Annotated in this window: 27 protein-coding genes; 20 read left to right on the forward strand and 7 right to left on the reverse strand. The window is 31.5% G+C overall.

Translation table 11 applies throughout. The features are described from left to right. Positions 1-134 precede the first annotated feature (134 nt). Both OWK30_RS00825 and OWK30_RS00830 read left to right on the forward strand, forming a co-directional pair. Complete coding sequence (locus tag OWK30_RS00825; RefSeq protein WP_423322631.1) at positions 135-1,130, forward strand: TAXI family TRAP transporter solute-binding subunit; 996 nt, start codon at positions 135-137, stop codon at positions 1,128-1,130. 77 nt (positions 1,131-1,207) lie between these two features. After that, positions 1,208-3,241, forward strand: coding sequence for a TRAP transporter permease (locus OWK30_RS00830; RefSeq protein WP_423322633.1), 2,034 nt, complete (start codon positions 1,208-1,210; stop codon positions 3,239-3,241). A 44-nt stretch (positions 3,242-3,285) separates the two neighbouring features. Here OWK30_RS00830 and OWK30_RS00835 read toward each other — a convergent pair whose 3' ends face one another. Together OWK30_RS00835 and OWK30_RS00840 are read right to left on the reverse strand one after the other, a co-directional pair. Next, the gene (locus tag OWK30_RS00835; RefSeq protein ID WP_423322635.1) at positions 3,286-3,732 is read right to left on the reverse strand and encodes a universal stress protein; all 447 of its coding nucleotides are present in this window, start codon (positions 3,730-3,732) and stop codon (positions 3,286-3,288) included. Positions 3,733-3,850: 118 nt separating this feature from the next. Beyond that, entirely contained in the window at positions 3,851-5,512 is a 1,662-nt protein-coding gene (locus OWK30_RS00840) for a putative manganese-dependent inorganic diphosphatase (RefSeq protein WP_423322637.1), read from the reverse strand. Between the two features lie 215 nt (positions 5,513-5,727). Between OWK30_RS00840 and OWK30_RS00845 the strand changes: the two genes are divergently transcribed. The 13 genes from OWK30_RS00845 to OWK30_RS00905 all read left to right on the forward strand — a co-directional run bounded on the left by OWK30_RS00845 (position 5,728) and on the right by OWK30_RS00905 (position 15,520). Beyond that, positions 5,728-6,732, forward strand: coding sequence for an ABC transporter permease (locus OWK30_RS00845; RefSeq protein ID WP_423322639.1), 1,005 nt, complete (start codon positions 5,728-5,730; stop codon positions 6,730-6,732). Continuing rightward, on the forward strand, positions 6,732-7,598 hold the full coding sequence (locus OWK30_RS00850; RefSeq protein WP_423322641.1) for an ABC transporter permease: 867 nt from the start codon (positions 6,732-6,734) through the stop codon (positions 7,596-7,598). The genes OWK30_RS00845 and OWK30_RS00850 overlap by 1 nt, the downstream gene beginning before the upstream one ends. 1 nt (position 7,599) lies before the next feature. After that, entirely contained in the window at positions 7,600-8,574 is a 975-nt protein-coding gene (locus tag OWK30_RS00855) for an ABC transporter ATP-binding protein (protein WP_423322643.1), read from the forward strand. Next, positions 8,574-9,527 carry an ABC transporter ATP-binding protein gene (locus OWK30_RS00860; RefSeq protein WP_423322645.1) on the forward strand — a complete coding sequence of 318 codons (954 nt, stop codon included), beginning with the start codon at positions 8,574-8,576 and terminating at the stop codon, positions 9,525-9,527. The genes OWK30_RS00855 and OWK30_RS00860 overlap by 1 nt, the downstream gene beginning before the upstream one ends. A 37-nt stretch (positions 9,528-9,564) precedes the next feature. Beyond that, a complete protein-coding gene (locus OWK30_RS00865; RefSeq protein ID WP_423322647.1) occupies positions 9,565-9,921 on the forward strand; it encodes a gamma-glutamylcyclotransferase family protein in 357 nt (118 codons plus the stop codon). Positions 9,922-9,944: 23 nt separating this feature from the next. Further along, entirely contained in the window at positions 9,945-11,381 is a 1,437-nt protein-coding gene (gene gatB, locus OWK30_RS00870; protein ID WP_423322648.1) for an Asp-tRNA(Asn)/Glu-tRNA(Gln) amidotransferase subunit GatB, read from the forward strand. A gap of 63 nt (positions 11,382-11,444) precedes the next feature. Further along, positions 11,445-11,852, forward strand: a complete 408-nt coding sequence (gene mce / locus OWK30_RS00875; RefSeq protein WP_423322650.1) for a methylmalonyl-CoA epimerase — start codon at positions 11,445-11,447, stop codon at positions 11,850-11,852. After that, a complete protein-coding gene (locus OWK30_RS00880; protein ID WP_423322652.1) occupies positions 11,836-12,471 on the forward strand; it encodes a carbonic anhydrase in 636 nt (211 codons plus the stop codon). The genes mce and OWK30_RS00880 overlap by 17 nt, the downstream gene beginning before the upstream one ends. Positions 12,472-12,682: 211 nt before the next feature. After that, complete coding sequence (locus tag OWK30_RS00885) at positions 12,683-13,117, forward strand: hypothetical protein (RefSeq protein WP_423322654.1); 435 nt, start codon at positions 12,683-12,685, stop codon at positions 13,115-13,117. A gap of 114 nt (positions 13,118-13,231) precedes the next feature. Beyond that, positions 13,232-13,702, forward strand: coding sequence for an RNA polymerase sigma factor (locus tag OWK30_RS00890; RefSeq protein WP_423322656.1), 471 nt, complete (start codon positions 13,232-13,234; stop codon positions 13,700-13,702). Next, positions 13,699-14,271, forward strand: a complete 573-nt coding sequence (locus tag OWK30_RS00895) for a glycogen-binding domain-containing protein (RefSeq protein ID WP_423322659.1) — start codon at positions 13,699-13,701, stop codon at positions 14,269-14,271. The genes OWK30_RS00890 and OWK30_RS00895 overlap by 4 nt, the downstream gene beginning before the upstream one ends. Further along, the gene (locus OWK30_RS00900; RefSeq protein WP_423322661.1) at positions 14,271-14,597 is read left to right on the forward strand and encodes a hypothetical protein; all 327 of its coding nucleotides are present in this window, start codon (positions 14,271-14,273) and stop codon (positions 14,595-14,597) included. The genes OWK30_RS00895 and OWK30_RS00900 overlap by 1 nt, the downstream gene beginning before the upstream one ends. 56 nt (positions 14,598-14,653) lie before the next feature. Then, a complete protein-coding gene (locus OWK30_RS00905) occupies positions 14,654-15,520 on the forward strand; it encodes a hypothetical protein (RefSeq protein WP_423322663.1) in 867 nt (288 codons plus the stop codon). An 84-nt stretch (positions 15,521-15,604) separates the two neighbouring features. On the opposite strand, the gene OWK30_RS00910 is transcribed toward OWK30_RS00905, so the two are convergent. From OWK30_RS00910 to OWK30_RS00925, 4 genes are all read right to left on the reverse strand, one after another. Continuing rightward, a complete protein-coding gene (locus tag OWK30_RS00910; protein WP_423322665.1) occupies positions 15,605-16,816 on the reverse strand; it encodes a rhodanese-like domain-containing protein in 1,212 nt (403 codons plus the stop codon). Between the two features lie 125 nt (positions 16,817-16,941). Beyond that, positions 16,942-17,739, reverse strand: a complete 798-nt coding sequence (locus tag OWK30_RS00915) for a metal ABC transporter permease (protein ID WP_423322667.1) — start codon at positions 17,737-17,739, stop codon at positions 16,942-16,944. Beyond that, positions 17,732-18,511, reverse strand: a complete 780-nt coding sequence (locus OWK30_RS00920) for a metal ABC transporter ATP-binding protein (RefSeq protein WP_423322669.1) — start codon at positions 18,509-18,511, stop codon at positions 17,732-17,734. Before OWK30_RS00920 ends, OWK30_RS00915 begins: the two co-directional genes overlap by 8 nt. Then, entirely contained in the window at positions 18,501-19,313 is an 813-nt protein-coding gene (locus OWK30_RS00925; protein ID WP_423322671.1) for a metal ABC transporter substrate-binding protein, read from the reverse strand. Before OWK30_RS00925 ends, OWK30_RS00920 begins: the two co-directional genes overlap by 11 nt. A 65-nt stretch (positions 19,314-19,378) precedes the next feature. On the opposite strand from OWK30_RS00925, the gene nikR reads away from it, so the two are divergent. Beyond that, positions 19,379-19,780, forward strand: a complete 402-nt coding sequence (gene nikR, locus OWK30_RS00930) for a nickel-responsive transcriptional regulator NikR (RefSeq protein WP_423322673.1) — start codon at positions 19,379-19,381, stop codon at positions 19,778-19,780. A 56-nt stretch (positions 19,781-19,836) separates the two neighbouring features. Here nikR and OWK30_RS00935 read toward each other — a convergent pair whose 3' ends face one another. Continuing rightward, positions 19,837-20,331 (reverse strand): redoxin domain-containing protein, encoded by a 495-nt coding sequence (locus OWK30_RS00935; protein ID WP_423322675.1) that lies wholly within the window; start codon positions 20,329-20,331, stop codon positions 19,837-19,839. Between the two features lie 100 nt (positions 20,332-20,431). On the opposite strand from OWK30_RS00935, the gene OWK30_RS00940 reads away from it, so the two are divergent. Genes OWK30_RS00940 through thiI form a run of 4 tightly spaced genes read left to right on the forward strand, consistent with a single transcriptional unit; the run spans position 20,432 to position 24,631 of the window. Beyond that, entirely contained in the window at positions 20,432-22,108 is a 1,677-nt protein-coding gene (locus tag OWK30_RS00940) for a molybdopterin-dependent oxidoreductase (protein ID WP_423322677.1), read from the forward strand. Beyond that, positions 22,105-22,362, forward strand: a complete 258-nt coding sequence (locus OWK30_RS00945) for a hypothetical protein (protein WP_423322679.1) — start codon at positions 22,105-22,107, stop codon at positions 22,360-22,362. The genes OWK30_RS00940 and OWK30_RS00945 overlap by 4 nt, the downstream gene beginning before the upstream one ends. After that, the gene (locus tag OWK30_RS00950; RefSeq protein WP_423322681.1) at positions 22,359-23,465 is read left to right on the forward strand and encodes a cysteine desulfurase family protein; all 1,107 of its coding nucleotides are present in this window, start codon (positions 22,359-22,361) and stop codon (positions 23,463-23,465) included. Before OWK30_RS00945 ends, OWK30_RS00950 begins: the two co-directional genes overlap by 4 nt. Beyond that, positions 23,462-24,631, forward strand: coding sequence for a tRNA uracil 4-sulfurtransferase ThiI (gene thiI / locus OWK30_RS00955; RefSeq protein ID WP_423322683.1), 1,170 nt, complete (start codon positions 23,462-23,464; stop codon positions 24,629-24,631). Before OWK30_RS00950 ends, thiI begins: the two co-directional genes overlap by 4 nt. Positions 24,632-24,664: the final 33 nt, after the last annotated feature.

The raw sequence follows: 24,664 nt of genomic DNA on the forward strand, positions 1-24,664 counted from the left end.
AAACTCTTGCAGACTCCTTTATTTGTTAGGAAATTCAAAATAATGAAAAATGTTCATTTTACCTATGGTTAACACCAGCTTGACAATCAAACAAAATTATGTATATTGATTTCAAAATTCCCATGGAGGTAGGTATGAAAAAACTTTTATCAATTATTGCAGTTTTCCTATTTGTTGTATCACTTTCGCCTGATGCTTTCAGTAGGATGAAGTTTGTAACAATAGGAACAGGTAGTGTAACAGGTGTTTACTACCCTACAGGTGGTGCTATTGGCCGTATTGTTAACAAAAAATCAAAAATTTATGGTCTTAAAGTAACAGTTGAGTCTACAGGTGGCTCAGTTTATAACATCAATGCTGTTTTAAGTGGCGACCTAGAATTTGGTATTGCGCAATCCGACAGACAGTATCAAGCTTGGAACGGACTTGCAGAATGGAAAGAAAAAGGTCCACAAAAAGCTTTAAGAAGTGTTTTCTCTATTCACCCAGAATCTATTACATTAATTGCTAGAGCTGATGCAGGAATTAATTCACCATCAGATCTAAAAGGTAAAAGAGTGAATATTGGTAATCCAGGTTCTGGTCAGCTTCAAAACTCAAAAGATGTTCTTGCAGCATTTGGCCTTACTGTAAATGATATAAAAGCTGAATACGCAAAAGCTGTTGAAGCACCTGGCCTTCTTCAAGACGAAAGAATCGATGCATTTTTCTACACAGTTGGTCATCCAAACGGTAATATTAAAGAAGCTACATCTGGTAGAATTAAAGTAAAACTTGTTCCAATTACCGGAGAAGGTGCTGAAAAACTTGTTACAAAATATCCTTACTATGCAAAATCAATAATTCCTGTGAAGTTTTATCCAAATGCTGTTAATAAAGAAGATGTTCCATCTGTTGGTGTAAAAGCTACATTTGTAACATCAAAGAATGTTGATGCTAAAATAGTTTACGCTATCACTAAAGAAGTTTTTGATAATCTAGACAAGTTCAAAAAACTTCACCCAGCATACTCTGTACTTACTAAAGAAAATATGCTTCAAGGGTTAACAGCTCCTATACATAAAGGTGCTTTAAAATATTACAAAGAAGCTGGTTTAATAAAATACATCAGAAAAGATCTTATTCAGTAACAACTCAGTTCTTCTGTTAAGATTATGAAGGAGAGGGCAAACCCCCTCTCCTATTTTTATGTATAAATGGGGGTACCATGAGCTCAGAAAACGTTAAAAAAGCACAAGAAATATTAAAAGAAGAAACTGGTGAATTAAGAGAATTTAGACCTCATGAAAGAGTGATTTTTGACTCAATAGCTGTAGGTTGGGCTTTTTTTCAATTATCTTTAGCTAGTTTCTTAATATTGAACAGTACTTACGTTAGAGCAATACACTTAGCATTTGCTTTAGCTTTAGTGTTTCTTTCTATACCTTTCTTCAAAAAGCCTAAAAAAATATTAAGATTTCTAAGTGTTACTGATAAAATTCCTCTTATTGACTATATTTTTGCGATTGCGGGTGTCGTTACAGCTTTATACATCGTCATTGATTTTAACGGTATAGCAATGAGAGCAGGTAGCCCCCTAACAAGAGACGTAGTGTTTGGCTTATTATTAATAGTATTATTGTTAGAAGCCACTAGACGTTCCATTGGACCTGCTCTTTCAGTAATTGCAATAGTTTTCTCTTTATACGCATTTTTTGGCCCTTATATGCCTGAGGTGCTTGCATATAAAGGAGTTTCACTTACTAAATATGTCAATCAAATATCATTATCAACAGAAGGAATCTTTGGAATTCCGTTAGGAGTTTCTGCTTCTATAGTTTACTTGTTTGTTTTATTAGGTTCGATGCTTGATAAGGCAGGAGCCGGAAAGTTTTTTATTGACTTAGCAGTTTCTCTACTGGGTAAATATAAAGGAGGTCCCGCAAAAGCTGCTATTGTTTCAAGTGCATTAACCGGTTTAGTTTCTGGTTCTAGTATCGCTAATATAGTAACAACAGGGACTTTTACTATTCCATTAATGAAAAGCGTGGGTTATCCTGCGAAAAAAGCTGCTGCAACAGAAGTAGCTGCAAGTACAGACGGTCAGCTCATGCCACCAATTATGGGAGCAGCAGCCTTTATAATTGCTGAATACGTAAATGTACCATACATAGAAGTTGTTAAAGCTGCTGCTATACCAGCTTTTGTTTCATATTTTGCTCTATTTTTTGTTACACATCTTGAAGCTAGTAAGCTAGGTTTAAAAGGATTACCAAAAGAACAGTTGCCTAATTTTTATAAAACATTAAAAAACGGTTTACATTATACCATACCAATAGGTATGCTTGTTTATGAATTAGTAGTATTAAGACATTCACCTGAACTTGCAGCATTTAGAGCAATTATTGTTCTTACCATAATGATTTTTATTCAAGAATTTGTTAAGGCCAGAAGAAATGATAAACAAAGTGAAAATTGGTTAAAAAATGCTTTAAGTATCATTAAAAGTGGTTTCATTGGTGGTTCAAGAAATATGGTATCAGTTGCCCTTGCTACTGCTTCAGCAGGAATAATTGTAGGGCTTGTTAATACAGGAATCGGTAGTATGATTACTGAAATAGTGGAAAATCTCTCTCAAGGTAATATTTTCTTGTTACTTATAATTACAGCTATTGCAAGTTTACTTTTGGGTATGGGGCTTCCAACCACTGCAACATATATTGTTATGGCATCACTTACAGCTCCTATTATTGTAGAAGTTGGAGCAAAATATGGTTTCTTTGTGCCATTGATGGCGGCTCATCTTTTCTGTTTTTACTTTGGTATTCTTGCTGATGATACACCACCTGTAGGCCTTGCATCGTACGCAGCTGCTGCATTGGCAGACTCTGAACCTATTCCAACAGGTTTGCAAGGTTTTCTTTATGATATGAGAACAGCCATTATACCATTTATGTTTGTGTTTAATCCTGATCTTATATTGCATCAAGTTTACAGTTGGCCATTGGGGATTTTAATCTTTATAATGGCTGTCTTTGCAGCTTTTGCTTTTACAAGTGTACTTCAAGGGTGGCTTGTTATACGCAATAAGTGGTTTGAGATTCCTATTTTGCTTGCATCAGCGTTGATTTTGTTTAATCCAGAAATACTTATCTACTTTTTGAAAATAAGTCCAACATATAAGTATTATATGTATATTCCTGGCCTTGCACTTTTTATGTTAGTAGTAATTGAACAAAAAATTAGAGAGAAATTTGTATAAAAATATAATAAAAAAGGTGGCTAAAAGCCACCTTTTTTTATTAACTACTTTCTCGTTATCAAAACACTTATAGGTGCTCTCCTAGTGATTTTTTCTGCTGTACTACCATAAAAGAATTTCTTAATACTTGTTTTACCATGTGAACCTATGACAACTAAATCGTAATCCCCTTTTTCAATTTCCAACAAACCTTCAACATAAGGAATACCTCTACGTATTAAATGGTTTACTTTTAATTCATCAAGCAAAGGAAGCTTTTTATGAATATCTTGTAGTTGTTCTTCTATTTCAATATCTATTTTTTCTTTTATTTTCTCGTACTCAGAATCTGTTAAATAAAGTTTTATCTGACTTTCATCATGAGCTACATGCAATATTGTAAGCTCACTATTACAAAATTTGGCAATATTTGCTGCAACTCTAACAGCATTTAGTGAATCTTCACTGAAGTCTGTCATAACCAAAATATGTTTATAGATAGAATTTGTCATACAACACCTCCAATTTATTAATTCACTATAACATATTATCTCAATGTCGTCACCACATTTTTATTAACAACGATAGCTCAAACAATATTTAGAAAATATAACTATAACAAATATAAAATTATCTTTTTGTTGACATATAATACTCTTCTAAAGCTCTAAGCAATTCAGGTAAAAGCTGCTTTTTCCTAGAAAGCACTTTTGGTAGATAGAAGGTAAATTCATTGATTTTTCTATAAATCATCAGCTTTTCTACAGGTTCAAAACCGGTTGATAATAGGTAACTATTCTCATTTATTATGTCAGTAACAAGCAACATAGCCCAGTCTAGTCTTTTATCATTCTTTGTTTTTTCTAGTTCACTTAATAAATCATAATAAACTTCGTTATAATCCTCTAGAGTAACCACTTCAACCTGTCCGATACCAAACCTTAACCCAAACTCGCTATAAATCTTAAAGTCAGTATTAATAACTTCTTTAAAGTCTCTTGTTCTTAGACTTTCTGCAACAGAAAATATTTCTTGGCCATAAGAGGTTATATCCAATCCTGCAATTTTTGCTAAATTATTTGCTACCTCAATATCTCTTTTTGTAGTAGTAGGTGATTTCAAAATTACTGTATCGGACAAAATCCCTGATAAAAGAAGGGCTGCAATTTTGGTATCTATTACTATATTATGATACCTGTAAAGTTCATATACTAGAGTACATGTACTACCTAGTGGTTTTGCATAAAAGAAAATAGGTGTATTAGTTTTTATAGTACCAAGTCTATGATGATCAACAATTTCCAAGATGTCAGCAGTATCAGCACCATCGATAGCCTGGTCCAACTCATTATGATCCATTAATATCAATCTGTTTTTAAATTTTTTTAGCATATCTGATCTTGTTATTATACCAATTAATCTATTCTCATTGTCAACAACAGGTAGACCTCTTCTATTTTCGTTTATCAAAATGTTCTTAGCTTCTTCAAGATACATATCAGAGGACAAAAGAGTAAAGTTTGTACTCATTACAAACTTTGCGGGAACACTCATTAATAGTCGTCTAAATGTTTCAGCAGTGTCGTGATATGATATATAAACAAATCCTTTATAACCTTGGAAATTAATTTTCCCTAACTCATCTTTACTTTTCAAACCTGAAATAATAATGACTGGTATTTGTTTTTCAGCTGCATACTCTATTATATCAACCCTTTTACCCACAATAAGAGTAATTTTATCCAATTCCATCATTTCAAATCGTTCTTTAAATCTGTCAAATGGCATAGCACCCACAATTAAATAAGATAAAAACTCTGTTCTTTCACCATCTTGTACAGTTTCTCCATGAAGTATTTGTTTTATGTTTTCACGCCTTAAAAGATACAGGGGTCTTTTATCAATATTTCCTTCCCCCATATAATAATCTGTCATTTCAAGAATACTAACTATCCCTTTCAGTTTTTTATTGCTATCTAATACTGGGGTAAGCCTAATCTTAAGTTTATTAATATTTTCCATGACATTGTATATAGGGTCATTTTCTAAAGAGTATACAACATTCTTAGTCATAACATCAGAAACCTTTGGATAGACATCTTTTATAAACATTGGTGGTTTGACATTAAATTTATCAAAAATGTACTTTGTCTGTTTATTCAAACTACCACACCTTGCAGCAATATACTTAAAATTATTATCAATTTGATTTTTCAGATTAGCATAACAATAAGCAGAACATATAGAATCAGTATCAGGATTTTTATGTCCAATAACATATACTCTTTCCATTCATACCTCCTAAACGATCGAGATTATTGATAAGAATATTGCACAAAAACAAAAGAATCAATATAATAAAGTTTGGAGTAACCCCATTTTTTGTACAACCATGCTTGAAATTGTTTAGGTTGTTTAGATATGCTTAAAAAATGGATTTAAAAGAAACTTGACTTTTTGCGATTTAAAAGTATATTTGCTTGATTTTAAGTTAAAAGGTACTAAATATGTTTTACTATATAATAAGAAGATTTTTTTGGGCAATTCCTACGATTGTTGGTGTTTCTATATTGGTTTTTGCAATGATTCATTTGGCTCCAGGTGATCCAGCTCTGGTTATGTTGGGAGAGCATGCCAGTAAAGAATCTGTTGAAAAGCTAAGAAAGGAAATGGGGCTTGATAAACCTTTATATATTCAGTACATCATTTTTGCAAAAAAGGCTATCAAAGGGGATTTTGGTAGATCAATTAAGAGCAGACAAGATGTTGTTAAGGAGTTTTGGGAGAGATTTCCTGCTACTGTTGAGTTGACAGTTGTTAGTATGTTTTTTGCAGTAGTTATTGGTGTTGCTGCAGGTATAATTGCTTCTGTTAAAAGGTATTCTGTCTTTGATTATACTAGTATGGTGGGGTCACTAGCTGGTGTATCTATGCCTGTTTTCTGGCTTGGACTTCTTCTTATCTACTTCTTTGCTGTTAGACTTGAGTGGCTACCAGTATCAGGAAGGCTTTCTTACGAATTTTATATTGATAAAGTAACAGGTTTTTACCTAATTGATTCGCTGATAGCTAAAGATTATGAAGCTTTCTGGGATGCATTAAAACATCTTATTTTACCAGGTTTTGCATTAGGTACGATACCCATGGCTATTATTGCAAGAATGACTCGCTCTAGTATGCTAGATGTTTTAAAGGAAGAATATATTAAGACTGCAAAAGCAAAGGGATGTTCGCCATTACGCGTTATAATGATACACGCATTCAGAAATGCTTCCATTCCTGTTGTGACCATTATAGGTCTTATGTTTGGAACGCTTCTTGCAGGTGCTATATTAACAGAAACAACTTTTAGTTGGCCTGGTATTGGGAAATGGCTTGTTAATGCTGTTTATCAAAGGGATTTCCCGGTAGTTCAATGTGCAACATTGATTATAGCAGTTATTTTTATAGTTATAAATCTATTGGTTGATATTATTTATGCGTTGATTAATCCTAAAGTAAGGCTTGATTGATGAAAGAGTCATTATTAAAAGAGTACGTTCAACGATTTAAAAAAAATAAATCTGCTGTTTTTGGCCTTGTTCTTGTGCTGATACTTATTTTGTTGGCCATATTTGCACCAGTGGTTGCTCCCTATGATCCTACGGTTCAGGATTTAAAATCACGATTGCTACCACCTGTTTGGTCTGAGGCTGGAAAATGGCCACACATATTAGGTACAGATGATTTCGGAAGGGATGTTTTTTCTAGGATTGTTTATGGTGCCAGAATTTCTCTTATGATAGGGACAATTTCAGTGGGAATTTCGCTTTTTTTTGGTTTGATAATGGGATCAATAGCAGGCTTCTATGGGAAAAAAATAGATGCTTTTATTATGCGTATAGTGGATATTATGTTTGCAATTCCAGCCATACTACTTGCCATTGTTATTGTATCCATGTTAGGGCCGAGTTTATACAATGCAATGATTGCTATTGGCGTAGTTGGGATACCATCTTATGCAAGGATTGTAAGGGCTTCTGTATTACAAGAAAAAGAAAAAGAGTATGTTATTGCCTCTAAAGTGAACGGCTCATCTAATATGAGGTTAATATTTAAAGTTATTTTGCCGAACTGTTTGGCTCCTATTATTGTTCAGTCTACAATGGGTTTTGCTTCTGCAGTATTAGAAGCTGCAGGTCTCAGCTTTTTAGGACTTGGTGCTCAACCTCCTACTCCAGAATGGGGTGCCATGTTGTCTGACTCTTTGCAGTACATAATGAGAGCACCATGGATGATTACATATCCAGGGCTTGCTATATTTATGACAGTTCTAGGTTTCAATCTTGTGGGTGATGGCCTGATGGATGTTTTAGATCCAAAACAAAAGGATAGATAATATGCTGTTGTCTGTAAAAGAGTTGACCACTGTTTTTGATACTGATAAGGGTAGGATAATTGCTGTAAACGGAGTAAGTTTTGATATAGAAAAAGGCAAAACTTTGTGTCTTGTAGGGGAATCTGGTAGTGGAAAAAGTATTACTTCTTTATCTATTTTGAGATTAATAGAGGATCCAGGGAGAATTATCAAGGGTGAAATTTTACTTAATGGTCAAAATCTGATGAATTTATCAGAAAAAGATATGAGAAAAATTCGTGGCAAAAAAATTTCCATGATTTTTCAGGAGCCTATGACATCTTTGAATCCATCCTATACAATAGGTTTTCAAATTAAAGAAGTTCTTAAATTGCATCAACCAGAATTATCTAAAAAAGAGATACATGATAAAGCTGTGGAATCATTAAAGCTTGTTGGGATACCTTCTGCTGAAGAAAGACTTAAAGATTATCCTTTTAAGTTGAGTGGAGGTCTAAGACAGCGAGTGATGATTGCCATGGCTATGGCATGTGAACCGGAGCTACTAATTGCTGATGAGCCTACCACAGCCCTTGATGTTACCATTCAAGCTCAAGTTCTTACTTTGATGAGAGAACTTCAGGATAAAAAAGAGACATCTATACTTTTTATTACTCATGATTTGGGTGTTGTTTATGAGATGGCCCACGATGTGGCGGTGATGTATACTGGAAATATTGTAGAAAAAGGTAGTAAAAAAGCAATTTTTGATGAATCTAAGCATCCTTATACACAAGGGCTGATTGCTTCTATTCCTTCAAGCCATACAGGTGATAGAAAAAGTCGACTTTATTCTATTAAAGGTAATGTTCCAAGTTTGTACAATTTACCTAAAGGTTGTACTTTTTGGCCTAGATGTCCTTTTGCAAAGGATATTTGTAAGCTTGAAAAACCTAAACTAAAAGAGTTGTCAGAAGGTCATTTTGTAGCTTGTTTTAAAGCAGAAGGTGTGATCTGATGGAACTTTTGAAAATTGAGAATTTAAGGAAATATTATGAGATAAAAAAAAGTAAGTTTAGACAAAAGGTCATTTTAAGAGCAGTTGATGATGTATCTTTTATCGTGCAACCTGGTGAAACTTTAAGTATTGTGGGGGAATCTGGATGTGGAAAATCTACAACAGGAAAGCTGATTTTGAAAATAGAAGAGCCCACATCAGGTAGAATTTTATTCAAAGGGGAAAATATTACAAAGAAAAATAGACAAGAGTTGAAAGAGTATAGAAAAAGGGTTCAGATAATTTTTCAAGATCCTTATTCTTCATTAAATCCAAGATGGCGTGTAGGTGATATTATTGCAGAACCTTTGAAGTTGAATACAAATTTAGATAACAAGGCAATACAGGAAAAAGTTTACTATCTTATGGAAAAGGTGGGGCTATTAAAAGAACACTATTATAGATACCCCCATCAGTTTTCAGGTGGCCAAAGACAACGTATTGGAATTGCTAGAGCCTTGACTTTGAATCCAGAACTGATAGTTTGCGATGAGCCTGTTAGTGCTCTTGATGTAAGTATTCAGTCACAAGTTTTGAATCTACTTTTAGATTTACAAGAAGAGTTCAAGCTTACGTATCTTTTTATATCTCATGATTTAAGTGTAGTTAGACATATTTCTGACAGAATTATAGTTATGTATCTTGGTAAGATAATGGAAAAAGGAACTGTAAATGATATTTTTAATTCACCTAAACATCCTTATACTCAAGCTCTTTTAGAATCAGTCCCTGAAATTGGAAAAGAAAAGAAAAAATTAGTTTTAAAAGGGGAGATCCCTAGCCCTATTAATCCTCCATCAGGATGTAGATTTAGAACACGTTGCCCATATGTAAGAAATGAATGTGCTGAAATAACTGGAGATCTTATTTTTGTATCAGACACACATGAAACAGCCTGTCCTTTTAGAATATAATCTTTACAAAAGTAAAAAAAAATAATAAAAGTAGCACATGCTTATAGATAAATTGTTTGTATATGGTCTTTTAAAAAAAGGTTATCCTAATTATTCACTAGTTGAACCATATATAATAACTGAAGTTGATGCCTATACAATAGGGTGTCTTTATAAATTAACAAAAACCAATCAACCTGCTTATGTAAAAGATGGAAATTATAAAATTTATGGTAAGCTATATTATTTATTGAATACAAAAAAACTTTTTTCTATTTTAGATTATGTTGAGCAAGGATTGGAAAGGGAGCTTACATCTGTTTATGTAAAAGGGGAAGAATATATTGCTTGGATTTATGTATATAAATTAGATTTAAAGGATGCCATACTTTTAGAAAATGGTGTTTGGGAATAATATTAGTTAGAAGAGGAGTAGTTATGAAATATGAAGCTGTGATTGGTCTTGAAGTTCATGTTCAGTTATCAACGAAGAGTAAAATTTTCTGTTCATGTTCTACAGAGTTTGGAGCAGATGCAAATACTCATGTGTGTCCTGTGTGTTTAGGTATGCCAGGGGTATTACCTGTTTTAAACAAGCAGGCAGTTGAATACACGATTAAAGCAGGGTTGGCATTGAATTGTGAGATACAGAGGAAAAGTGTTTTTGCTAGAAAAAATTATTTTTATCCTGATTTGCCGAAAGGGTATCAGATTTCTCAATATGAACTGCCTATTTGTTTAAATGGTTTTATAGAGATTGAAGTAAATGGTGAGAAAAAGAAAATAGGGATTACAAGAATACATATGGAGGAAGATGCCGGAAAATCAATACATGGAGAGAATCTTGGCTCCCCTGCGCATAGTTATGTGGATTTGAACAGAACAGGTGTTCCTCTCATAGAGATAGTTAGTGAGCCTGATATCAGGACGCCTGAAGAGGCAAGAGCTTATTTGCAGAAATTGAAAACAATACTTGAGTATATTGAGGTATCTGATTGTAATATGGAGGAAGGCTCTTTAAGGTGTGATGCAAATATCTCCTTGAGACCCTTAGGGGAAACAAAGTTTGGAACTAAAACTGAAATAAAAAATATGAACTCATTTAAAAATGTGCAGAGAGCACTTGAGTATGAAATAAAAAGGCAGGCTAAAATATTAGATGAAGGTGGCGTGATAGTTCAGGAAACAAGGTTGTGGGATCCGAGCAGAGGGATTACTCTTTCTATGAGAAGCAAAGAAGAAGCCCACGATTATAGATATTTCCCTGATCCAGATCTTGTGCCATTAATAGTTGAGAAAAATTGGGTGGATGAAGCAAGGGAGACATTACCAGAATTACCTGATGCCAAAAAAGAGAGATTTATAAAAGAGTATGGACTTCCAAGTTATGATGCTGAGGTATTAACGTCAAATAAAAGATATGCGGATTATTTTGAAAAGGCAGTAAAACATCATAGCAATCCTAAGGCTATAAGTAACTGGATTATGAGTGAAGTTTTGAGAGATGTGAATGAAAAAGGGTGTGATATCTTTGATTTGAATGTGAAGCCTGAGCATATAGCAGAAATAGTAAAATTGATAGATGAAGGGAAAATTTCTGGTAAAATAGGTAAAGAGGTGTATCAGTTAACCCTTGAAAGTGGTAAATCTCCATCAAAGATTGTGGAGGAAAAAGGGTTAATTCAGATATCTGATGAATCAGCCATAGAAGAGATTGTGAAAAAAGTTCTTGAGGCTAATCCTAAGGAAGTGGAAAGGTATAAAAATGGAGAGAAAAAACTTCAGGGGTTCTTTGTAGGACAGGTTATGAAGGAAACTAAAGGGAAAGCCAATCCCAAACTTGTAAATGAGCTTTTAAAGAAGTTGCTGAGTTGATATATAGTGAGGTTTAAGAGGGGAAGCTTTTCATTTTACTTATGATATAATGTGGAGGATGTCATGCTAAAGAAAATTGATCATATTGGTATTGCAGTAAAAAACCTTGATAACTCTTTAAAAATTTATAAGACAATTGGTGTAAAACCTTATCATTTTGAAGAAGTTGAATCCCAGAAAGTAAAAACGGCATTCATTAAGGTGGGAGAATCTAATATCGAGTTGTTGGAACCTACTTCTGAGGAGAGTCCCATTGCCAAATTTATTGAAAAGAAAGGGGAAGGAATTCATCACATAGCATACCTTGTGGACGATGTGCAATTAGCAATAGATACCCTTAAAAATGCTGGTTTCAAATTAATAGATGAGACTCCAAAACCGGGTGCACATGGAAAATTAATCGCTTTTGTCCATCCAAAGAGCACCAATGGTGTACTTACGGAATTGTGTCAGCATGCCGAAAAGCATTGATAATCTTTTAAAAGGCACCCTTAAGTTTAGAGAAGAAGATTTTAATAATCTTAAGCACCTTTATGAAAAATTAAAGGACAAACAATCTCCTCATACTTTGTTTATTGGTTGTTCTGACTCTAGAGTTATCCCAAACTTAATTACAAAAACATTGCCTGGTGAACTCTTTATTGTCAGAAATATAGCTAATATTGTGCCTCCTTATAGAATAGCAAAGGATTATGCTGGTACAACAGCTGCCATTGAATATGCTGTAAATGTGCTAAAAGTTGAAAATATTGTGGTTTGTGGTCACTCAAATTGTGGTGGGTGCAAAACACTTTTACAAGGGTTTCAACAATTCAATGATTTGCCAAATATAAGAGAGTGGCTTAAAATTTCTGCTTGTATTATTGATGAGATTAAAAAAATTGAAGTGCATCATGAAGAATATTTACAGCTTTTTGTTGAGCAGATGAATATTGTATGTCAATTAGAAAACCTTTTGACTTATCCGTATATTAGAGAGAGATACAAAGAGAAAAAGCTCAATTTACTTGGTTGGCACTATATTATATCTACCGGTGAAATCTACGCTTACAATTTTGAAAAACAAAAATTTGAACCTTTGAATTTTTGATTTATGTAAGTTGTATAGATTTTACGCATATGTGTAAAATTTACACGTTTGATTTTACCCTGGTTGCAAATATTTCCAAGAATATCAAACTGTTATGCCTTTAGTAAAGCTGGTATCATTTTTGTTTAATATCTTTTAAATTTGCTGCAAAAAAAAATTGTAACTTTTGAGTGGCAAATACGTTTAGGAATAAAAAAATTGGAGGTAGGAAATGAAAAAAGTAGTATTAGCATTAAGTGTAATGCTTGTATTTTTAGTTGTTGACAGCTATGCAAGGGGTATGAGATCCGGTAGAGGCGGAATGATGGGTGGATATTCTAATTCAAACAGTTATAATTATCAACAAAACTACAGGTATAATTATGGATCAGGTAGTAGTTATAATAACCAGTATAAGCACCAGTATAAATATCAGTACAAAGGTTCTAAACAAGGTGTTGGAAGTGGTTCACAGTATCAGAACAAGAGTCAATATAAAGGCTCAAAATTCTCAAGCTCAAATAGCAACAGGCAATATAAGAATTTAACAGAAAGAGGTTATAGTGTGAATAGTGATGGTTACATAGTGGATTCTACCGGTAGTTTGGTAAAAGACGCTAATGGAAACCCGGTTACTCCAGGTAGTGGTTTTTTTAGAAATAAATAAAATAAAAAGGTGCTCGTTAAATCAAAATTACGAGCATCTTTTTTAATATAGATATTTTTCTAATTTAATTAAAAAATTGTAACCTTCATTTTTTTATTACGTTATAATGTTAGAATGAGAGAATTAAAAGAGTTTTATAAAAACACAAAAGTTCCTTTTTTTAATTATTTATTAAAGCTTACCGGTGATTATGATTTGGCATCTGATCTTATGCAGGATACTTATATAAAAATTTATGAAAACTATAAAGTTTATAATAAAAGCTTATTGTATAAAATAGCCTACAATTTGTATATTGATTTTTACAGAAAATCCAAGAAAAACAGCGAACTGAATGTAGAAGTGACTCTATCTATAACTGATGTAGAAGAATCTTTAATTGCAAAAGAAGATTATAAAAATCTGCTTAAAGCAATGCAGAAATTACCACTTGAAGAAAGACAGATACTGTCTTTAAAGGTTTCGGATAATTTGAGTTACAAGGAGATAAGTGAAATCACAGGCTTAACTGTGGCAAATATTAAAGTGAAAATACATAGAGCAAGGCAGAAACTTAGGCAAATCCTAAAAGGAGGTTTAAAATGAGAGAGTTTTTAATAAGTAAATATATTGATGATGAACTTACTTTAAAGGAAAAAGAAATCTTTATTAAAGAGGTTATGAGAGATACAACATTTGGTGAAGAGGTATTAGGATTTATTGGTCAGGAGTATTTATTGCGTGATAATATTGAGCCTGAAAGAGAAGTTAATTTTAAACAAAAGAGAAAAGTGAGTTTTAGATTTGTTCCGGCAATAATGTCTGCTGTTGCATCGATATTAATAGTTTTTGCGGTATTGAATTTTCAAAATTCATCTAATTCTATTGCATTGAAACCAAATGAAATGGTAAAAGAATATAGATTTGTCATTTATAAACCAGATGCAAAAAAGGTTGAAATTACCGGGACTTTTTCAAACTGGCAGAGAATTAAGATGAAACGAATTGATGATACAGGATATTTTGAGGTTTCATTGAAATTAAAACCTGGAGAATATAAATATAGTTTTGTAATTGATGATAAATACACTACACCAGATCCCACAATTATAGCTAGAGAAAAAGATGATTTTGGAAATGTAAATTCTATTTTAGAATTAAAGGAGGAAGTGTGATGAAAAAAATGTTAATTGTATTATTGTCATATTCATTTATATCTTGTGCTGCTCATTATGTGAAAAAAAAGGACAATGATCTTATATTTTATTTAAGAGATAATGCATTTAAGAATGTAGAATTATATGTTGATATAGATAATTTTAAAAAACATGAAGCAAAAAAAATAAAAAATGATATTTGGGTAGCAAAGATTAAACAACCAGCTTCAAAAGAGATAAAATATTTTTATAAAGTTGATGGTAGGTTATATATTCCCGATTGTGAGTTAAGAGAAAAAGATGATTTTGGTGGAGAAAATTGTATTTTTAGAAATTATCAGTAACCTTTTTGACCCCTCAATCGTTATATGGATGAAAACGGTATCAAGGAGGTTTGGTGATGAGAAAGGTATTTTTAAGTCTAATGTTAGTGTTGATGTTTGCAGTTGTTAGTTTTGCAGTTACTGAAGATGAATTGTTGAAACAAACTCCAGTTCAGTTAAAAGCAAAAGTAGAAGAAATGTTGGCAGCAGGAATTAAATCAGAAGATGCTTTAAATATGGTAAAAAATATGTTTCAGTATAGGGTTCAAACAAAATATGCTGCAAAGGTAATTGATGCAGTTTTGGAGGCAAAGAGACAGGGATTACCTGTGGGACCAATGGTATCAAAAGTAAATGAGGGGTTAGCGAAGAATATTGAGACGGAGAAGATTTATCAAGCTTTGAATAAGGTAAAAAATAGATATACTTATGCATATCATAAGATTGAGCGTCTAAAAGTTAATCAACAAGTACGTGCAAAATTAGCTAAAAATATAGTAGATGCAATGGCTGCTGGTATGAAAAAAGATCATATAGATGATGTAATTGAGGCATTAGAACAGAGAATGGAAAAAGTAAAAGAAAATGAAGATTATGCTATCGAGGTTACTGAAATGGCTAAAGAAATGGCTAGACATGGGGTAGATTCTGATGAAGCTAAAAATGTGATAGAAAATGCTATGAAGCATGAATTTACAGCTCAAGAAATGAAAGAGATGAGAGAAGCCTTTATGGAGCAAGCAAGAATGGGAGAGCCTGAGGATATAGCTGAGCAAATGAGTGAGAATTTGGAACATGGAGCCAGGGGTGGTGATGTAGGACATGATGTAGATGATGTGGGAGGTCCTGGTATGAGTGATAGTTCATCTGAAGGGATGGGTAGCGCCAATGATGGAGGTCATGATGATGGTGGTGGTCATGGCGAGGGTCATGGAGGATTCTAATTTGAAAAAAAAGCCCCTGTAATAAAAGGGGCTTTTTTATTTAATTATCAAAAGAAAGGGTGCTAACTAACAATTTGATAGTGATTATTCTGTAATTTTACATTTGCCTCCTGAGTAATCAACATGGGCATCAAGAAAAAATAATCTGTTCATTTCTTTGAAATTGCAATCTTCCATAAGTCCGAAATACATTTCTCCTGCTCTGCCGCCAGAAGAGCACATAAAAATGATATAGCCATCTTTTGGTAATTGGTTGATTACATAATCACACCCTTTTTTATACATATCATTCACCGGGATATTAATAGCACCTTTTACATGCCCCTCTTCAAACTCATCAGGTGATCTTACATCAACAATATGTATATTTGATGGTCTATCATCGATTAAAGTTTTGAAAAACTCTATATCTACGGTACCTTCGTCTGGGCCAGGCTTAATTGTGGTAACAGTGGCTGTGGTTGTTTTTTTTATTCTTGAAAATTTAGTGCCAGGTTTTACTATAGGATAGCCAAGCTTCTTCCATTCTGGCATGCCACCAGCATAAACGTAAACCTTTTTATATCCAAATTTTTCTTTTAATAGTCTACCTACATTATGAGATTTAACGCACTTATATCCTCCACAGAAAACCACAATTTTAACGTTTTTATCTGCGGGTAAAAGATTTAAATATTTTTCAGGAGTTCTCATAAGTTTTGTATCAGGGATATTTATTGCACCTGGAATTGTTCCTTTTTTCCATTTCCTATTTGGTCTTGCATCTACAAATATAACTCCTTTGTCGTGCAATTTTTTTGCATATCTATGAGTGATTTCTGCGTAAGATTTTTTGGACCAATCTGGCATACCAGCAAGATAAACCTTAATGTTTTTGTACCCCTTTTCTTTTAAATAAGTTGCATTATGGAAACTTTTAACACAATTAAAACCACCACAATATGTAATAATCAGAGTGTTGTTTGTGATATTTAATTTTTTTAATTGTTTCATATATTGATTGAACTTAGTATCTGGAATGTTGATAGCACCAGGGATATGCCCAGCATCGTATTTTCTTTCTGGCCTAGCGTCAATTATAACTACTTTGTTAAATTTTCTTAAACCATTTCCCACCAATTTTTTTACGTAGCTGTAATCAACTATATCAAATCCAGCTTCTTTAACTTGCTCTGCTACAGATTTTTTGGGAGTTTTAGTTATTTCGGGTTTTTGTGCTTGTTTTGCACATCCTGTAAAAAATAAACTAAAAGCTACAATCAGTGCTAAAAAAAAAATCAAAATATTCTTTTTCATAAAACACCTCCTTTTTAATAAAATCTAATATAAGATTATCAAATGTTCAAAACTTGGTCAATAAAAAAAACAATATTGACAAATATTTGAATATATAAATATTAAGATGTTTTTATTATTACGCCTTAGTTTAATTTTATGATATTTATTAATGTAAAAATAATTGTTCCAATAACAACTGTAGTGGCACCTGGCGGCAAATCGTAAAAATATGCGATAAAAAATGAGATGCTAAAAATGAATAAAGAAAGTATAGTTGATACTAAAATAGTTACTCTATAACTGTTAGTGAAGCTTAAAGCAATGCTAGCTGGTATAGTCATAAAAGCGGTTAGTAAGATAATTCCTATAATTTTAATACCAATTACTATAGCTAATGTGATACTAAACAATATTATATAATTGATAAAATTTGTGTTTATTCCTGAAACTTTTGCTACATCTTCATCAAACAGTGTAAAAATTATATCTTTGAAAAATAATGAATAAACTGTAAAAATTAGTAAGCTTACAAAAATTGCTTTTAATAAATCTGATTTTGTTGATGAGATAACGCTTCCGAATAAAATGGCATTTAAATCAAAAGCTCCATTATCGCTAAATTTTAGAAAAATTATGCCCAATGCCATGGTAAATGCAAAGAATATTCCTAAAATGGTTTCAAAATCTATAATTGTTCTTTTTTTAAGTTCATATACGGCAAAAGCCACAGTAAAACAAAAAACATACAGCAAAATATTACTATTATAGTTTACTAGCAATGCTAAAGCTAATGCTCCAAATGCTGAATGGGAAATTGCTACTGTTAGAAAAGAGAGTTTTTTTTCAATAACAAAAAACGATAAAAAACCACATAAAAAACTGAGTATTAAGCCAGTGAAAAAAGAGTATCGTATTAAGTCTAATGTGAAAATATCAATCATCATTAACACCTTTACATGTAATGCAGTGATGGTCATGAATGATAAATTGTATATTTTTCCCAAAAAGTTTTTCTAATATTTCAATTTGTATTTCATTTTGAGGTGGGCCATGGTAATGTATTGTTTTATTCAAACATGCTATCATATCTACATAATTTGAAATAACACCAATATCATGAGTTACCATGAGAATGGAAATATTTTCTTCTTTTTTAAGTTTATTTATTAATTCATAGAAATCTTCTTGTCCAACTACATCTAAACCAGTAGCAGGTTCATCGAATAATAAAATTTTTGGTTTCATGGCCAAAAGTCTTGCAATTAATACCCTTTGTTTTTGTCCTCCAGAAAGTTTGTTAAATGGTTTATATGCATAGTTGGTCATACCGACTTTATTTAAAGAATCTAAACATATTTCTTTATCTTTAGCAGTTGTTTTTTCTAAAAATCTTTTAAGTATTTTTCTACCCATTAATACAACATCATAAACCAATATTGGAAAATTGTAATTAATCAAATCTTTTTGTGGGAGATACCCTATCATACCTTTAGGAATTCTATTAAACTGTTTTCCCATAATTTTTATTGTTCCTGATGATGGCTTATAGAAGCCTAATATAGTTTTTAACAATGTTGTTTTACCTCCGCCGTTAGGTCCCACAACGGCCATAATCTCTTTTTCTTTAAGAGTAAGGTTTATGTTTTGAAGTATATGCTTATTGCTTATTAAAACGTTTAGATTTTTTATCTCTATAACCAGATTATTTTCCATAGACACTTTTATAAAGTTTTTGTAGATTTATATTGTAAAGTGAAATTATGGAATTATAAGGTGGATATCCTCCTATAGGTTCAAGTAATATTTTTTTTGCATTTAAGATATTAGCAACTGTAGCATTTATTTTGCTTTTATCATTGGTGGAGCATATTATAAATCTTACATGTTTTTTCTTTGCATTTTTCAGGAGTGTTGAAAGGGATTTTATGCTTGGTTCGTGTTTGCTCCCTTTTTTTATGTAACCGATAGAATTAATATTTATTTCATTTAACAGTTTTGTCCATGCAGGATGACATTCAATAACATTAATATTTTGAAAGTTAAATTTGTTTTTTAAACTTAATAATCTGTTTTTTAATTTGTTTGAGTTTGTTTTGTAAATATTACATTTAGATTTATTTAAATTACAGAGCGAATTAACAATAATATCTGAGATTATTGAAATATTTTTAAAAGAGAGCCAAATATGCGGGTTATCAGATTTTATAAAGTCATTTAAAAAAATTATTTTATTATTTTGCATAAACTTAATAATCCATCCATCAAATCTTTTATCTATGCCGAAATAAATGTCTGTATTATACAATTTTTTAGCTGTTTCAATGGTCGGTTCAAAATGGTGTGGATTTTCGCCTGGTTTGATAATGTATATTATATCAGAATTTACCCCTGCAATTTGAGTAACAATATCATAAATAGGGAAAATAGGTGTGGCGATTTTTATACAGTAACCATAAACTGATACTGTTAACTGTATTGCTACTAAAATTAAAATTGTTTTAAATTTTTTTTTCATGTTGCAACCTCCTATATGATTATATATTAAATATAATAAAATACAATTTATATAAAGGAGCATTTATGGGTGTAGTAAGATTTGGGGTATCACTTCCGAAAGAAATAGCTCATCAATTTGATAATGCAATAAAAAAAGAAGGTTATGAGACTAGATCGAAGGCGATTTATGATTTAATAAAAAAATATATTATTCAAAGTAAATGGCAACACGGGGAAAAAATTGCAGGGATTATATCAATACTTTATAATCACCATGAAAAGGATACGGTTAATACACTTTTAGATATACAACATGAATATCATGATATCATTATTTCATCTCAGCATATACATCTAGATAATGATAACTGTTTTGAAGTTATAATTGTAAAAGGGAAGAGTGATGATGTTGATGGGCTTTATAAACGCCTAAAAACATTAAGGCATATCAAGGATACATCATTAACGGTTGCGGATATTTCATAATGATACTCTTAAAATTTATAAAAAGTTCATTCTTATATTTTTTATGTAAAAATCAATTATTTTGTTAATAATTCTTTTACATATTTTTCAAGAGTTTTTTCATCGATAAATCCAACATGGAGGTTATATAGTTTTCCTCCTTTTAGATAAAAGATACTGGTGGGTATTGTGTTGATATTAAAATAGGATTCAAGTGAGCGGTCAGCATGGTAAACTGGATAGGTAATACCTTGTTCATTAACAAATTTGATTGCATCAGAAATCTTGTCGTCAATGGAAAAACCTAATATTACAAAACCGGTATCTTTTAATTTATTATAAACTTTGATGAACCCCGGGGTTTCCTGTCTGCAAGGAGGACACCAAGAAGCAAAGAAGTTTATAAGAATCACTTTATCTTTATACTGCTCTTTAAGTTTTTTGAATTCTGCCACATTTATATTTTTGAGTTCAGTGATTTCTTCTGAGGTTGAAGTTGTTTGTTTAGTATTTTGATTACAACCAAAAAATACTAAAAAAGCAAAAAGTATTAAAATTATAATTCTTTTCATATTTTCCTCCTAAAAATAATTATTAGAATAATTTTAAAAAATTTTCAATATATATAATTAAAAACTTTACTCATAGATAAAAAATGTGTAATTTCATTTTATGAAAAGAAAAGGTTATTTTTGCTCAAAAGACTGTCCAGACTGCTGTCCATTTGAGGTAGATAATAAATTAAATTTTAACTATGTGGATAAGTTGAATATTACAATTCCGTTTGTCTGTAAAAAACTAAAAAGATTTTATGAAAGGGAAGTGCTAACAGGTGATTACTCCTTTGTTCTAGAGGCGGGAATAAAAGTGGGTAAGAGTTTTGATGATGTATGTAAAGAAGTTGCAAGTTTTTTATTAGAGAACAAGAATAAAAATATACTTTACTTAAGAGGTAGTGGAAGCCTTGGGTTGTTCATGGGGTATTATGATTTACTTTTTGAAAATTTTAAGAATTTATATTTTGTTGAAGGGAGTCTTTGTGACGAAACAGGGCTTTCTGCTCATGAAGATGATTTTGGTTGTGTTGTAAATCCAGCTCATGAAAACTTAAGAGAAGTGGATATTATATTACTTTTTGGTAAGAATTGCAAAGTGGTAAGTCCTCACCTGTATGCTTTTTTGAAACAGTTAAAAAAAAATGGAAAAGAGATTATATATATTGACCCTATTTATACGGAAACTGCTAAAATTGCAGATAAATATATTAGAATAAATCCTGGCACTGATGGGATTTTAGCTGCTTCAATCTTGGATAGTTTGAAATATAATGGAACTCTGAATACTAATCGTTTATTTCACTATTGTGGAGTGTCTCAAATCGATTTTGAATATTTGTTATCGTTGTTTTGTGAGAAAAAGGTTGGGATAATAACAGGGTTTGGGTTACAGCGTTATTCAAATGGAAAAAATATAGTTAACTGGATTAATAGACTGGCAGTAGAAACTAGTAATGAAAGATATCTATATTTTGGTAGACCATCAAAGATCAATTTTGAAAAACCGAAAGCTGATAAAAAGAAAAAGGTAAAAATTTATGAGATTCCAAATTATTTAAAGAAGAGTTTTTTTGATGTTTTTGTTATTGTGGCGGCAAATCCAATCATTACATACCCAGAATCTGGTGTGTGGCAGCAAGAGTTTTTAAATAAAAAAGTAGTTGTGGTGGATACGAATTTTACAGAAACAACAAAATATGCTGACTATTTTATAAAAGTAGGTGGAATGTTTGCACAACCAGATGCTATGGGGAGTTATTTCTTCAATATTGATAATATTAGAAAGGAAATGATTGTGGATTTGCCCAATGATTTGGATGTTGTAAAAAATCTTGCAGAGCATTGTAAGTTTTCGATTGATTTTAAGAATATTGATGAAATTCTTTTAAAAGAAAAAATTGTAAAAAGAGTTTACAAACAACGAAATATTCCGATTATTTCTCCCTACGTAGAAAAAGGGAAGTTTAGACTTTTAACCTTGTCAAATTATTTTTATCTCAATTCTCAATTGTCTGAAGATTATAAAAAGGAGAAGTTCGTTTTTATAAATCCAAAAGATGCAGATGCTCTTAAAATTTTAGATGGTGAAACTGTGACTTTAAAAAATGAATGTGGATATATTCATGTAAAGGTTAAGATAGATAGTAAAGTGTGTAGTGGTGTTATAATGACTTACAAAAATAGAAAATTAGATAATTTTATTGTTAATACCTTGACAAAATCAATACCCACTGATAGTGATAATGGCGTTGCAATTTATGATACATTTGTAGAGGTGTGTAAAAATTTATGAAAAAGTTTAATAAATATTTTGGTGGAGAATATTTAAAATATTGGTATGCAGCTTTTATAGTAATTGTGATTATAATGTTATTGATAAGTTATAATAATCGTACAGTGGATAAGTATGAGCTGTATCTTTTCGATAATAATGGTAAAGTAGTGGAGAAAACTATTATTACAAAAGAGGAATATAAAAATCTTGAAGGTAGATTACCAATAACAAAAGCGTTGAAACCTATAAAAAGATTTAAATTTTTACCATGATTTATCTTGACTTTGCAGCTACATCACCTGTGTATGATACTATTCTAAAAAATATTGAAGAGATGTACAAAAAGTATTTTTATAATCCATCGTCCAAATATTATCCTGCGATTCAAGCTCAGAAATTTTATGAAATGCAAAGGGAGCGTGTGGCTGATGTTTTGAAAGTAAAAAAAGATTCGATTGTTTTTACGGCATCTGCTACAGAATCAAATAATTTGGTTTTAAAAGGACTTAATTATAAGGACAGACAAAAAATTGTTGTATGGGCATTAGAGCATAAATCTATTACAGCTCAGTTTGAAACATTGAAGAAGTATGGAGTGAAAATTGCCATAATTAATAATAAAATAGGTGTTGTAAAAGAAGATGATGTTTTAAATCTTATTGATAATAATACAAAGCTTGTTTGTATAATGGGGGTTAACAACGAAACTGGAGCATTAAATCCTATTGAAAGGATAGCTGAGCAAATTAAAAAATATGATAAAGACATTTTGGTTATGACTGATATAGTTCAATGGTTTGGTAAGTTAGAAATAAATCTTGAAAACGTGGATTTTGCCACATTTAGTGGGCATAAAATTGGAGGATTAAGGGGTTGTGCAGGTCTGTATGTTAAAAATAAGGAAAAATTGCATTCTGTTATAGAAGGTGGGGGGCATGAGTTTGGTATTAGAAGCGGTACTGAGAATATTATTGGAGCTTACTCTCTTGCTGAAGCAGCAGTTATAAGCAGAAAAAAGTATATGGAAAATTGGGGATATTTAATGAAACTGAAAGAAATACTCGTCCATTTTTGCAAAGAAAATGGATTTCTAATAAATTCTCCTGAAGAATCTATTCCTTATATTTTTAATTTTTCAACAGGGAGGATTCCTTCAGAGGTACTCATTAATTATCTTTCAAGTAAGGGTATTTTTGTATCAAGTGGTTCAGCTTGTAACAAAGGGAAATCATCATCCGTTTTGAAGACTATGGGGTTCTCTGATATTGTTGTAAATTCGTCTATAAGGGTTTCGTTGCATCCTGATACTAGATTAGAAGATATTGAACATTTTTGTCATGAGGTAAAAGAAGGGGTGGAAAAGCTTGCATTATGAAAAAGGTACTTGTTTTTAATTATTCAGAAATTTCATTGAAAAAAAAGAATAGAAAATATTTTGAAGAGAAAGTCTTTTTTCATATTAAAAAGATTGCTGATTTTTATTTACTTGGGAAAACAAGATTCTTGAGAGGTCGATTTTATATTGAAGTTAATAATGAAGAAAAACTGAATAGAGCAGTTGATAGGTTTAGAAATGTTTTTGGTTTGCAATCAGTATTTTTAGGGTATAAAACGGAGAAAGAGATAGAAAATTTAGTTGAAGCAGCATCAAAGTTAATATCTGAGCAAGATAACTCATTTAAAATAAAATCGAAGAGGACTGATAAATCCTTTAAATTAAACTCTATGGAGCTTAATCAGATTATAGGAAGTAAAATTTTGGAAATTTTTCCAAAATTAAATGTTAATGTTCATAGACCAGATGCTGAGTTGATTATAGAGATTCACAAAGATTTTGCTTTTGTGATGAAGAAACTGTTTAATTGTTCAAAAGGGCTACCTTATGCTTCATCAGGAAAAGTGGTTACTCTGTTATCAGGAGGGATTGATTCTCCTGTTGCAACATGGATGATGATGAAAAGAGGGTGCGAAATTATTCCTGTTCATTTTCATACACCACCATATACTGGAGCTACTCTTATAGAAAAAATTAAAAATATAGTTAGGAGTTTGAGCTATTACGCTGATAAAGAGATAAGTCTTCATTTAGTAAATTTTACAGATATTCAGGTAGCTATAAAGAAGTTTGCTCATGATAAATTTACGACAATTTTATCTAGAAGGTTTATGCTAAAGATTGCAGAGGAAATAGCAATTCAAAACGATGCAAAGGGAATCGTTACAGGAGATGCTTTGGGGCAGGTAGCAAGTCAGACATTAGAAAATATTATGTGCATTAATGAGGTTGTGAAATTGCCTGTGTTGAGACCTTTGATTGGATTTGATAAAGATGAAATTGAGGGTATTGCAAAAAAAATAAAAACTTATGAAATTTCAATAATGGATGGTGTTGATTGTTGTCATTTATTTTCACCAAAAAATCCTGAGACAAGAGGTAAAATTGAGACAGTAATTGCTGAGGAGCAAAAAGTAATAGATGCACTAAATGGAAAAATACCCTACAATTGTGAAATAGTAACGATAACCTCTTACTATCATTGATAAATATATAATTCAGCAGTGTAACTTTATGAT

This window comes from Deferribacter abyssi (assembly GCF_049472655.1).
GTDB classification, from domain to species: domain Bacteria; phylum Chrysiogenota; class Deferribacteres; order Deferribacterales; family Deferribacteraceae; genus Deferribacter; species Deferribacter abyssi.